The sequence below is a fragment of the Streptomyces sp. WELS2 genome (assembly GCF_013870595.1).
GTDB lineage: Bacteria > Actinomycetota > Actinomycetes > Streptomycetales > Streptomycetaceae > Streptomyces.
Genome location: NZ_JACBWZ010000130.1, coordinates 1 through 11,964, shown reverse-complemented (window position 1 = coordinate 11,964; position 11,964 = coordinate 1). Strand labels below are relative to the sequence as shown.

Below are 11,964 nucleotides of genomic sequence, written 5' to 3'. Positions count from 1 at the left end.
GATGCCCCGCTTGCCGAAGCCCTCGAAGGTGGCCTGGTAGCTGGCCGTGATCGCCACGCTCGCGCCCGCCGTGAAGTAGGCGAGGTGGGCCTCGGTGACCGCCTCGGGCCGCTCGGCGAGCAGCCGCGCCGACCACAGCTCGTCGCTCAGGTCATGGCCGGCCGACTCCAACTGGTTGGACATACCGCCGTCGAGCACGACCGTCCCGGCGGTGAGGGCGTCGGCGAGGCTGGGGGAGGTGTCGCTGGTCATGGTCGCGACGCTAGTCGAAGCCGGACGGGAGCGGACCGGGGGTCCTCGCGTCCGCCCCATTGACCCTCCCGTTGCCCGCCCGTACCTTTTCGGCGTTCGGGATCACAGATGCAGTACGAAATGTCGAACGACCGAGAGGCAGTCCGCATGAGCCGCGACCACGACCTGCCCGACACCCCCGGCCGCAGAACGGTGCTCAAGGGCGCCGCGCTCGCCGCCGGCGCCCTGGCCGTCACCCCCGGCCCCGCCCAGGCGGCCCCCGCCCCGGCGACCGGCCCGAAGCCGCACCCGGGGAGGCGCCCGGAGACCACCCCGTACGTGAACCCGCTCGTCCGTCAGCGCGCCGACCCGCACATCACCCGCCACACCGACGGCCTCTACTACTTCACGGCGACCGTCCCCGAGTACGACCGCATCGTCCTGCGCCGCGCCCGTACCCTGAACGGACTGTCCACGGCCGCCGAGTCGGTGATCTGGCGGGCGCACCCGACCGGTCCGATGGCCGCCCACATATGGGCGCCCGAACTGCACCGGATCGGCGGCAAGTGGTACATCTACTTCGCCTCGGCCCCCGCCGAGGACGTGTGGGCCATCCGCATCTGGGTGCTGGAGAACGCGAACCCCGACCCGTTCAAGGGCACATGGGTGGAGCGCGGCCGGATCAAGACCGCCTGGGAGACCTTCTCCCTGGACGCCACCACCTTCCAGCACCGTGGCACCCGCTACCTGGTCTGGGCCCAGCACGAGCCCGGCATGGACAACAACACGGCCCTGTGGATCTCGGAGATGGCGAACCCGTGGACCCTCACCGGCCCCCAAGTCCGCCTGTCCACACCGGAGTACGACTGGGAGTGCGTCGGCTACAAGGTCAACGAGGGCCCGTACGTCCTCAAGCGCAACGGCCGGGTCTTCCTCACCTACTCGGCCAGCGCCACCGACTGGCACTACTGCGTGGGCCTGCTGACCGCCGACGCCCACGCCGACCTGCTGGACGCGCGCAGCTGGACCAAGTCGCCCGTCCCGGTGTTCACCAGCGACGACACCACGGGGCAGTACGGTCCCGGGCACAACTGCTTCACCGTCGCCGAGGACGGCCGTACCGACGTGCTCGTCTACCACGCCCGCCAGTACAAGGAGATCACCGGCGACCCGCTGCACGACCCCAACCGGCACACCCGGATCCAGAAACTGGGCTGGAAGCCGGACGGCACCCCGGACTTCGGCGTCCCCGTGGCCGACACCGCGAAGGAAGGGCTGTGAGATGAGACGCGCGTACGCCGTCCTGCTCGCCCTGTGCTGCGCCCTCGCCGCCGCCCTGGCCACCGCCGGATCCGCCCAGGCGGCCCCGGCGGCCATCGCCAACGGCACCCAGTTCACCGACACGTCGGGCGACCCGGTGCACGCCCACGGCGGCGGGGTGATCGAAGTCGGCGGCTACTACTACTGGTTCGGCGAGGACCGCAACAGCGACAACACCTTCCGGTCCGTGGACGCCTACCGCTCCTCCGACCTGAGGAACTGGGAGTTCCGCGGCCGCGTCCTCACCCGGTCCTCCGCCGCCGAACTGTCGACCGCCTACATCGAACGCCCCAAGGTCGTCTACAACGCGGCCACCGGCAAGTTCGTGATGTGGATGCACAAGGAGAACGGCACCGACTACAGCGAGGCGCGCGCCGCCGTCGCCGTCTCCGACACGGTCGACGGAACCTACACCTACCGGGGCAGCTTCCGCCCGCTCGGCCAGTACATGTCCCGCGACCTGACCACCTACGTCGACACCGACGGCACCGCCTATATGGTCTCGGCCGCCAACGAGAACCGCGACCTGCACATCTACCGGCTCACCGCCGACTACACGGGCATCGCCGGCCTGGTCGCCAACCCCTGGCCCGGCGGTCACCGCGAGGCACCGGCCCTGTTCAAGCGCGACGGCGTGTACTTCATGCTCACCTCGGGCGCCACCGGCTGGAACCCCAACCAGCAGCAGTACGCGACCGCGGCCTCCCCGGCCGGCCCCTGGACGTCCTGGAAGGCCGTCGGCGACGCCACCGCCTACGGCTCCCAGACCGCCTACGTCCTTCCCGTACAGGGCACTTCGGGCACCTCTTACCTGTACCTGGGCGACCGCTGGGGCGACTCCTTCGGCGGGAAGGTGAACGACTCCCGCTACGTGTGGCTGCCGCTGGCCTTCCCCACCGCCACCTCGATGACCATGTCCTGGTACCCGGAGCTCACCGTCGACACCACGGCCGGCACCGTCACCGGCACCGCCGCGGCCTACGACACGCTGGTCGCCCGGCACAGTTCCAAGTGCGCCGACGTGCCCGGCCGGTCGCTGTGGCAGGGCGTGGCGATCAGCCAGTACGGCTGCAACGGCGGCACCAACCAGAAGTGGTGGTTCAAGGACCTCGGCAACGGCTACCGGGCGCTGGTGGGCCGGGGCAGCTCCCTGTGCCTCCAGGAGAACGCGAGCGGTGTCACCCAGGAGAACTGCACCGGCGGCGCCGCCCAGCAGTGGTCGGTCACCGCGTCCGGCTCCTACGTCACCCTCAGGTCCCGGGCGAGCGGGAAGTGCCTGGACGTCTCCGGCGGGTCCACCGCCGACTCGGCCGCGGTCATCACGTACGCGTGCAACGGCGCGAGCAACCAGCAGTGGACCCGCGGAAGCTGACGACAGGTCAGTCCAGGAGGTCGATGGCGTCGACGGCCGTACCGGCGCTGAGGTAGCCCGTCGTCCCCGAACCGCTCACCACGTCGATCCGCAGCACGTTGTACTGGCCGGTGTCCGTGCGCCAGGCGGAGGCCGGGACGCTGTAGGTGAAGGTGTGGTTGTTGCCCCGGTAGGAGCCCACCGTCAGGGAGCGGGTGGCCGGCTGGGCGGGCGGGGAGGGGATCGGCGAGGTCCAGGCGTCGTTGACCGTCACCTGCGGCCGGCCGTTGGCGTAGGCCGTCGTCACGCCGATCCGCAGGGTGTGCGCGGCGGCGGCCTGCGCGGCGGTGAGCCGGAAGTAGACGAGCAGGCCGCTGTTGACACCCTTCCACAGGTAGCAGGGGAAGCCGGACGTCTCGGTGCCGCTGCCGATCACCACGTTCCCGGTCCAGGGCGCGGCCCGCACGTCGGACGGGTGGGCGTACGTCATCAGGTCCGCGTTCTTGAACCCGCCCGGGGTGCCGTCCCAGTCCCCGATCCGCCAGATCGCGCTCGCGCGGGACGGGTCGTTGGACGAGGGGATGGTGAGCGTGTTCAGCGTGGCCGTGGTGCCCGCCGTGACGGTCACCTGGGTGCTGTGGACGGCCAGTTCGCCCTTGTAGACGGTCAGCGTGTACGTGCCGGGCAGCACGCGGGAGACCGAGAAGTAGCCGTCCGAGGCGCGCGCCGCGGCCCAGTACTGGGCCGCGGAGTTGGCCAGGCCCACGGTGTACGGGTACGCCGTGTCCCGCCCGGCGATGCCCACCCCGGCGACCCGGCCCCGGCCGCTGTCCGGTACGTAGCCGGCGATGCCCAGCGAGTCGGCCCACGGAGTGGTCAGCGTGCCGGGGTGGAGGGCGGCCGGGGGCGCCCCGCCGTCGGTGAACGCGATGACGTACGGGCCCTGGAGGCCGTAGCGCTCGGCCTCCGTCTGGTTCTCGCCGTAGTACAGGATCTCGTACAGTCCGCCGCCGTCGGCGCTCTGGTGGCGCAGCAGCGAGCGGTAGAAGGGGCCGCCGGAGGCCTTCTCGTGGTTGCTGCGCACGATCCACAGGCCGACCCCGCCGGCGGACCAGCCGGTGTAGTCGTAGTCGACGGCCCGCACCCTGGAGTAGTGCTTGGACCGGGTCTGCCCGTCGGGCTTGGCGAAGACGTCCGACGCCTCGATGGTGCTGGTCGTGTAGGTGTAGGAGTCGGGCTCGTCGTTGGGGAACAGGCCCGCCTTGACGCGCAGGATGAAGCGGGTCGCGGCGACCGAGGAGTCGGCCTTGTTCGTCCACAGGTAGACGTGGTTCTCGCCGCCGCGGGCCGCGTAGTAGTGGCGCAGCGTGCCGTGGGCGACGGAGATCAGGATGGTGTTGCCGGACTGGGCCAGGGTCACCGTGGAGCTGCCGAGGCCGGACTCGATGTGCGAGTTCTTGCCGCCGTAGCCCTGGTACTCGGTGCCCTTGTAGACCAGCGAGGTCAGGTCGCCGGTGGACTTGGAGACCTTGAAGACCAGGGCCGCGCCGGTGTCGACGACGTAGTTCGTCCCGTCGTCGCGCCAGCCGAAGCCGGCGGCGACGGCGGTACCGGCGAGCGGACCGGCGAGGGCCGCCGAGCCGGCGACGGCCGCGGTGCCGGCGACGAAGGCGCGGCGCGTGACCGCTGGGGCGGGGGATCCGGACATGGGGTGCCTCCTTCGGGAGGTCCGGGGTGTGCGGGTGACTGGCAGGGTGGCAGTTGAATCGTTTTCGCGAAAGGCCTTTCACGCGGCTTGGATCGGTGATTGTGTGAATTCCCGCCTGGATCTGGAAAGCGCTTGTCAGCGGCGGTACGGTCCAGCCGCCGGACCTTGCCGACCGACGAGGAGCCCCTCAGTGAGACGTTTCACCGCCCTGCGCGGCGCCACCCTGACCGTCCTCGCCTTGAGCACGGCCCTCACGGCGGCCCCCGCCCGCGCCCACACCGGACCGCCGCCCGGCATCGGCCACTGCACCGCCACCGCCTGCCACTTCGACGTCCCGCCGGGCACCTACGACGTCACCGTCCGGCTGGGCGCCACCACGGCCTCCGCCACCCGCGTCACCGGCGAGACCCGCCGCACCCTGCTGCCGGAGACCGCCGTCCCGGCCGGCGAGCACGTCACCCGGAGCCTCACCGTCGACGTCCGCACCCCCGAGGGCGAGCCGACCGGCGCCGACGGAACCCCCGGCCTGGACCTGGCGTTCGGCGGCTCCGCGCCCGCCCTCGATGCCGTCCGGGTCACCCCGGCCCTCCCCCGCACCCGCCGCATCCTCCTCATCGGCGACTCCACGGTCTGCGATCAGCCCGCCGACCCCTACTCCGGCTGGGGCCAGCAGCTCCCGCAGTACCTGCGCGAGGGGCTGGCCGTCGCCAACCACGCCGACTCCGGCGAGAGCACCGTCACCTACCTGCGGGACCCGCGGCTGTGGGCCGCCGTCCAGCCGCTGATCCGCCCCGGCGACCTCGTCCTCGTCCAGCTCGCCCACAACGACAAGACCACCGACGAGGCCACCTACCGCGCCAACCTGGAGACCCTGGTCGCCGGCATCCGGGACCGGGGCGGCCGGCCGGTGCTCGTCACGCCCGTCGTACGCCGCTGGTTCAGCGCCGACGGCACCTTGAACAACGACACCGCCCTGCTCGTCAACGGCCTCGGCGTCGACCACCCGGCCGTCATCCGCTCGGTCGCCGCCGCCGAGGACGTCCCGCTCATCGACCTCACCGCGAGGACCAAGGCCCTGGTGGAGTCCCTCGGCCCCGAGGCCTCCAAGGCGCTGTACCTGTACGACGAGAAGCGCGACAACACGCACACCTCCGTGCACGGCGCCACCGTCTTCGCGGCCCTGGTCCGCGACGGACTGCTCGCCCGCCACCTGGTCCCCGAGGGCAGGGTACGGATGGGATAGGCCCCCGGGGCGCCCCGACCGGAACCGGGGCGCTCCGGGTTCCCGCCGAGGAAGGACAGCCACCGCCGTGATCGAACTGCCCGCCGAAGACCGCGAGTCGAGCCCGTACACCGGCTACACCCGCGCCCACTGGGAGGCCGCCGCCGACCGGCTCCTCGCCGCCGTCGAGCCGTACGCGAGCCCCGACCGCGCCCTCTACCACCTCCCCGGCGACCACGTGAGCCACTCCGGCCGCCTCTCCGACGGCCTCGAAGGCTACGCCCGCACCCTGCTGCTGGCCGCGTTCCGCCGCGACGAGACCGCGCTCGGCCGGTACGCCGACGGCCTCGCCACGGGGCCCGGCCGGGTCTGGCCCCGGATCACCGACCGGAGCCAGCCGCTGGTGGAGGCCGCCTCGATCGCGCTCGCCCTGCGGCTGACCCGGCCGGTGCTGTGGGACCGGCTGGCCGGCCCGGTGCGCCGGCGCACCGCCGACTGGCTGGCGGACGCCCTCACCGCCGTGCCCTGGCCGTGCAACTGGGAGCTGTTCCCGGTCACCGTCGGCGGCTTCCTCGCGGAGACCGGGCACCACGAGGAGGAGGCCCGCGCCGCGATCGACCGGGGCCTCGAGCGGATCGAGACCTGGTACGCGGGCGACGGCTGGTACACCGACGGCGACGGCCGCAAGTTCGACTACTACAACGGCTGGGCCCTGCACCTGTACCCGGTCCTGCACGCCTGGCTCGCGGGCGACACCGGCCTCCTCGACCGCTACGGCCGCCGGCTCTCCCGCCATCTCGCCGACTACGCCCGCCTGTTCGGCGGCGACGGCGCCCCGCTGCGCCAGGGCCGCTCCCAGACCTACCGGTTCGCCACCGCCGCCCCGCTCTGGCTGGGCGCGCTCACCGGGCACACCCCGCTGCCCCCGGGGCAGACCCGGCGCCTGGCCTCGGGTGCGCTGCGGTACTTCCTGGACGGCGGCGCGGTCGACGAGCGGGGCCTGCTGCCGCTCGGCTGGCTCGCACCCGACACCTCGCTGGTGCAGAGCTACTCCGGTCCCGCCTCGCCGTACTGGGCGAGCAAGGGCTTCCTGGGTCTGCTGCTGCCGCCCGGCCACGAGGTGTGGACGGCACCGGAGGAGGCGGCCCCCGCCGAACGCGCCGACGCGGCGCACCCGGTGCCCGTCCCCAACTGGCTGTTGCAGTCCACCACTTCGGACGGCCTGGTCCGGCTGCACAACCACGGCAGCGAGGACGCCCGGTACGACCCCTGCTACACCCGGCTCGCCTACTCCACCGCCACCGCGCCCGCGCCGTCGTACGACAACAGCGTGATCGTCGGCGGTGATCCGAGCCGTACGGGCATCGAGCCGCTCGGCACGGGCGAGGGCTGGATCGCCTCCCGGCACACCGTGGGCGCCGGGACCACCGTCACCAGCCTGGTGGTGGTGCGCGGTGCCGTGGAGGTGCGGGCGCACCTGGTGGCGGGCGCGGCGCCCGGGACCCCGGTCCGGGTGACGGGCTGGCCGGACCAGGACGGGGTGAGCGCCGAACTCGTTCCGTTCCACGGCCTGTCGGCGGAGCTGACCGGGGCCACCGGGGCGGACGGCGGTCCCGCGCTCTTCGTGGCGCTCGCCCGGCTCACCGGGGAGGCGGAACCGCGGCCGCTCTCCGGGCTGGTGTCCGTGGCGGTGGGGGAGGACGGGCGCGAGGTGCGGGTGAGCTGGCCCGGCGGGCCCGACACCGCCTTCCGGTTCACGGCCGAGGACGCGAAGTGGTCGGTGGCGCCCCGGTGAGCGGGCGGACGGACGCTTCGGCGGGTGGCGATCCGTCCCCGCGGGCCGGTGGGCCGGGTGCTTCGGCGGGCGCCGAACCGTTCGGGGCCTAGCGTGGACGTATGACCACAGAGCACGCCCCTGTCACCTTCGCCGGCCTCCACCACCGCCCCGGAGAGCCGCTGTTACTGCCCAACGCCTGGGACCACGCCTCGGCCGCCGCCCTCGCCGCGCGGGGCTTTCCCGCGATCGGCACCACCAGCCTCGCGGTGGCGGCCGGCGCCGGACTGACCGACGGGGCGGGCGCCACCCGGGAGCAGACCGTCCGGCTCGCCCTGACGCTCGGCTCCGAGCCGTACCTGCTCTCCGTGGACGCCGAGGCGGGATTCAGCGACGACCCGGACGAAGTCGCCCGGCTGGCCGCCGAGTTGTGGGCCGTCGGGGCCGTCGGCATCAACCTGGAGGACGGTCTCGGCCCGGCCGCCCGGCACGCGGCGAAGATCGCGGCGGTGAAGGCGGCCGTGCCGGGGATGTTCGTCAATGCCCGCACCGACACCCACTGGTCGGGCGACGGCGACGAGCGGGACACCCTGCGCCGCCTCGACGCCTACCAGGCGGCGGGCGCCGACGGGGTGTTCGTGCCCGGTGTGACCGGCCCGGAGCGCATCGCCGCCCTCGTCCGGCACACCGAGGTCCCCCTCAACGTCCTCTACTCGCCCGCCGGACCCCCGCTCGCCCGCCTCGCCGACCTCGGTGTGCGCCGGATCAGCCTCGGTTCGCTGCTGTACCGCAGGGCGCTGGGAGCGGCCGTGGACGCGGTGGCCGACATCGTGGCCGGACGCGCCCCGGGCGGCCCGATCCCCTCCTACGCCGACGTCCGGGCGTTCGACCGCAGCGTCTCGGCGAGCCGGTCCGCGAACTCCACCGGGTGATCCAGCGTGCCGAGGTGCCCGCCCGGGAACTCGGCGAAGGCGCTGCCCAGCCGTGCGGCGAGGGCTTCGGCCGTGCGGTGCAGGAGCTGACCGCGCGAGTCGGTGCCGGCGGCGAGGGTGAGCCGGCCCGGGGGCGGGGCGGAGGCGGGCGCGTAGGCGGTGAACGGGCGCAGGACGCGGGCGAGGAAGACGCCCATCGGGGTCGCCGACTCGCCCTCGGCGGGCGGCCGCTGCGGCCCGTCCAGCTGCTCGATCAGCTCCGTCCGCCGCTCGGCCCCGTCCGGCAGGACCGTCACACACGGCGGCTCGTGCGCGACCACGTGCGCCGCCCGCTCCGGGTGGCGGGCGAGCAGGTCCAGGGCCGCGATGCCGCCCGAGCTGGTGCCGAACACATACGCCGGCTCGCCCGCCGGCGCCACCGCGTCCAGAACCCGCCGCGCGCCCTCGCTCCAGTCCGCGACCCGCTGTTCGGCGACCGGCAGGCCGAGCCGGCCGTGCGCGAGGCCCAGCGGGTCGTAGGTGACCACGGTGAACCGGGCGGCCAGCCGCTCGGTGAGCGGCCCGAGACCCATCGGGTGCCCGGCCCCGCCCGGCAGGAGCAGCAGCACCGGGCCGTGGCCCGTGATGTCGTGGCAGGGCGTGTCAGTCATCGCTCTTCCCTTCCCGGGGCCAGTGGGTGAGGGCCAGGTGCAGGGCGTCGACCGCCTTGTCCCAGGAGGCCCGTACGTCGCGGTCGGCGCCGAAGCCGCCCGCGCTCTCCAGGACGCAGTAGCCGTGGAACGTGCTGCGCAGCAGGCGCACCGCGTCCGTCAGGTCCGGTTCACCGAGGCCGTAGCCGCGCAGCATGCCGTAGGTGATCTCGGCGGTGCGGCGCATCTCGGCGGAGTCCGCGATCAGGGCCTGGTCGATCCGGATCTGGGTGGCCGCGTACCGGCCGGGGTGCTCCAGGGCGTAGTCCCGGTAGGCGCCGGCGAACGCCGTCAGCGCCTCCTTGCCCGCCCGGCCGGCGACGGCCGCCGCGATCCGGTCGATCAGCTCGCCGCCCGCGTACAGCGCGAGCCGGGTGCGCAGGTCCTGGAGGTTGCGCACGTGCGAGTACAGGCTCGCGTCCTTGACGCCGAAGCGGCGGGCCAGCGCCGAGACGCTGAGACGGTCGAACCCCGCCTCGTCCGCCAGCTCCGCCGCCGCCTCCACCAGCCGCTCGACGGTGAGTCCCGCCCGGACCACGGCCACCTCCCTTGAATTCCTAGGGTGCAGCCTAGGGCATCTAGGAAAGCGGCGCATCAGGTGATCGGCGCGTACAGCACCCCCAGCTTGTCGATCTCGTCGCCGGAGCGGCCGGTGAACCCGACGATCCGCCAGCCGGCCGGGGCGGTGAGGGTGGTGCCGTCGGCGGTCGGCGTGCCCGCCGAGAGCGTGCGGCCCCGGTCGGTGGTGAAGGCGGCCGAGAAGATCCGGGTACGGCCGTCCTTCTGGCCCTCGGTCAGGCGTACGGAGGTGAGGTGTTCCCCGGCGGCCAGGGTGAGCGAGGCGGCCGTGCCGCCGGTGCCGCCGTGGCCGAGGACCGTGCCGCCGTCGTGGGTGAGGGAGACGGCGTCCAGGCGGGCGTCGCCGCGCAGGGTGAGGGTGCGCGGGGCGGGCGTGGCCGGCAGGTCGTCGGCGTCGTTGAAGGCCGTGCCGTGCGGGCCGCCGAAGAAGTCGCTCGCGCGCAGCCCGGGGTTCGGTGTGTAGGTGAAGTCGACGGTGTGCGGGAAGTGGTCGGAGAGGTTGCCGCCGGCCGGGTCCAGGAACTTCGCCCACTCGTCGTGGTAGCGCGTCGCGGTCAGGGAGAGCAGGGGGCCGCCGCGGTAGAGCACCTTGTCGACCACCTCGCAGTCGTCGGGCGGCGCGGACGCCGGGCACAGCAGCGGGTCGGCGCCCTGCGCGGGGGCCGTACCGCCCTTGACCAGCCGTACCCAGGCGTCGGTCAGGCCGTTCTCCTCGACGAGCGTGCGGATGTTGTCGCCGGCGCGGGTGTAGCGGGTGTTGGTGTCGCCCATCACGATCACCGCGTTGCCCGCCGAGTTGGCCCGGATGAAGGCCGACAGCTGCGCGATGTTGGCCCGCCGGGCGGCCAGGGCGTCGGCGCTGTCGTCGGCGTTGGGGTGCAGGTTGTACAGGTCGACGTACACGCCCTCGGCGAGCCGTACCCGGGCCAGGCTGAAGCCCTTGGGGGTGAGGCAGTTGGTGCCGGTGCAGTCGTTCCACCTCACCCGCTCGAAGTCCTCCAGCGGATAGGCGGACAGGGTGTTGAGGCCGTCGCCGAAGCCCGCGCCGCCGCTCGTGGCCGTGCGGTAGGGGTGGTGGTCGCCCGCGTAGAGCGCCGCGTGGTAGTTGAAGTCCTCCTGGACGTTGACGATGCCGTAGTCCGCCAGCCTGGGCGAGATCAGCGGGGTGTTGGCGGCCGGATGGCTGGAGCTGAGGCCCTCCGGCAGTCCGGCCACGTTGTACGTCAGCACACTGAGGGTGCCGGAACCGGCGGCCTGTGCCGTGCCGGAGGAGGCGGTGAGCCCGGACACGGCCAGCAGGCCGGCGGCGAGGGTGCCGAGGAGTCGTCCCATGGGTCGCATGCGACCCATGGTCACGTCAACTAGCCGTGAATTAAAGGGGGGTTGGGGAAACGTCGTCGATCGCGGAGAAGACGAGAGAGAATTCCGCCGGCTCCGCCCGCAGGTGGTAGCGGGGCAGCGGGGCCGGGCCGCAGGACTGCGAGCCGATGCCGTGCTGGCCGTGGTCGAGGTTCACCCAGACCGTGTCGCCGGGCACCAGGTCGGTGCGGTGGGCGGCGGCGTCCAGCTGCTCGGTGGTCCAGCGGCGGGCGGTCAGGAAGAACGCCGGGTCGCCCTCGATCCGCAGGCCGCCCAGCTCCGCCCAGCGTACGTCGATCCGGGCGCCGTTCTCCTGCGGGCGGACGTACGGCGTCTGGAGGTCGTCCACGGCCGCCTCCCAGCGGCCGGTCAGCGCCGCCGCCCGGGTGTCCGGATATGCCTCGCCCGGTCCGCCGCCGTACCACCGCACCCGGTCGGCGGCCCGCAGGCCGAAGCGGATGCCGAGGCGGGGCAGCGGGACGGTCCAGTCGCCCTCCGGGACGGTGGACACCGTCAGCCGGAGCCGGTCGCCGTCCGACGTCCACCGGTACACCGTCGCGAGCCCCGCCTCCCGGGCGGCCGGCGCCACCCGGGTGCGGACCGTCAGGGCGTCCTCGCCCGCCTCCACCGCGTCCAGGCGGTGCCGCATCCGGTGCAGGCCCAGCTTCCGCCACAGCAGCCCGTAGCGCAGGTCGGCCTGCCAGGCGGCGCCGTCGTCGTTGTCGGTGGTGGCCCGCCACACGTCCAGCCGCAGCCCCGTCACCGGCACCCCGCCGATCGTCCGCGGCGCACCGGTCCG

The 11,964-nt window shown here is 73.5% G+C and carries 11 protein-coding genes; 5 read left to right on the top strand and 6 right to left on the bottom strand.

Annotation, left to right across the window (positions count from 1 at the left end):
* Positions 1-252, bottom strand: a 252-nt coding sequence (locus H5J33_RS11215; protein WP_181794748.1) for a homocysteine S-methyltransferase family protein, incomplete at its 3' end; no start/stop codon positions are given.
* A gap of 147 nt (positions 253-399) precedes the next feature.
* Here H5J33_RS11215 and H5J33_RS11210 point away from each other — a divergent pair.
* Both H5J33_RS11210 and H5J33_RS11205 read left to right on the top strand, forming a co-directional pair.
* Complete coding sequence (locus H5J33_RS11210; RefSeq protein WP_181794747.1) at positions 400-1,512, top strand: family 43 glycosylhydrolase; 1,113 nt, start codon at positions 400-402, stop codon at positions 1,510-1,512.
* Position 1,513: 1 nt separating this feature from the next.
* Positions 1,514-2,923: an RICIN domain-containing protein gene (locus tag H5J33_RS11205; RefSeq protein WP_181794746.1), complete on the top strand. Its 1,410-nt coding sequence runs from the start codon at positions 1,514-1,516 to the stop codon at positions 2,921-2,923.
* Between the two features lie 7 nt (positions 2,924-2,930).
* Here H5J33_RS11205 and H5J33_RS11200 read toward each other — a convergent pair whose 3' ends face one another.
* The gene (locus H5J33_RS11200; protein WP_181794745.1) at positions 2,931-4,610 is read right to left on the bottom strand and encodes a rhamnogalacturonan lyase B N-terminal domain-containing protein; all 1,680 of its coding nucleotides are present in this window, start codon (positions 4,608-4,610) and stop codon (positions 2,931-2,933) included.
* A gap of 190 nt (positions 4,611-4,800) precedes the next feature.
* Between H5J33_RS11200 and H5J33_RS11195 the strand changes: the two genes are divergently transcribed.
* The 3 genes from H5J33_RS11195 to H5J33_RS11185 all read left to right on the top strand — a co-directional run bounded on the left by H5J33_RS11195 (position 4,801) and on the right by H5J33_RS11185 (position 8,538).
* On the top strand, positions 4,801-5,853 hold the full coding sequence (locus tag H5J33_RS11195) for a GDSL-type esterase/lipase family protein (RefSeq protein WP_181794744.1): 1,053 nt from the start codon (positions 4,801-4,803) through the stop codon (positions 5,851-5,853).
* Between the two features lie 70 nt (positions 5,854-5,923).
* Complete coding sequence (locus H5J33_RS11190) at positions 5,924-7,627, top strand: DUF2264 domain-containing protein (RefSeq protein ID WP_181794749.1); 1,704 nt, start codon at positions 5,924-5,926, stop codon at positions 7,625-7,627.
* 101 nt (positions 7,628-7,728) lie between these two features.
* Positions 7,729-8,538 carry an isocitrate lyase/phosphoenolpyruvate mutase family protein gene (locus tag H5J33_RS11185; RefSeq protein WP_181794743.1) on the top strand — a complete coding sequence of 270 codons (810 nt, stop codon included), beginning with the start codon at positions 7,729-7,731 and terminating at the stop codon, positions 8,536-8,538.
* Here H5J33_RS11185 and H5J33_RS11180 read toward each other — a convergent pair.
* The 4 genes from H5J33_RS11180 to H5J33_RS11165 all read right to left on the bottom strand — a co-directional run.
* Entirely contained in the window at positions 8,472-9,188 is a 717-nt protein-coding gene (locus tag H5J33_RS11180) for an alpha/beta fold hydrolase (RefSeq protein WP_181794742.1), read from the bottom strand. The two genes, H5J33_RS11185 and H5J33_RS11180, sit on opposite strands and share 67 nt — an antisense overlap.
* Positions 9,181-9,765, bottom strand: coding sequence for a TetR/AcrR family transcriptional regulator (locus H5J33_RS11175; protein WP_181794741.1), 585 nt, complete (start codon positions 9,763-9,765; stop codon positions 9,181-9,183). Before H5J33_RS11175 ends, H5J33_RS11180 begins: the two co-directional genes overlap by 8 nt.
* Before the next feature lie 56 nt (positions 9,766-9,821).
* Positions 9,822-11,138 (bottom strand): jacalin-like lectin, encoded by a 1,317-nt coding sequence (locus H5J33_RS11170; RefSeq protein ID WP_181794740.1) that lies wholly within the window; start codon positions 11,136-11,138, stop codon positions 9,822-9,824.
* A gap of 40 nt (positions 11,139-11,178) precedes the next feature.
* The coding region (locus tag H5J33_RS11165; RefSeq protein ID WP_258565008.1) for a beta-galactosidase small subunit at positions 11,179-11,964 on the bottom strand (786 nt) is incomplete at its 5' end.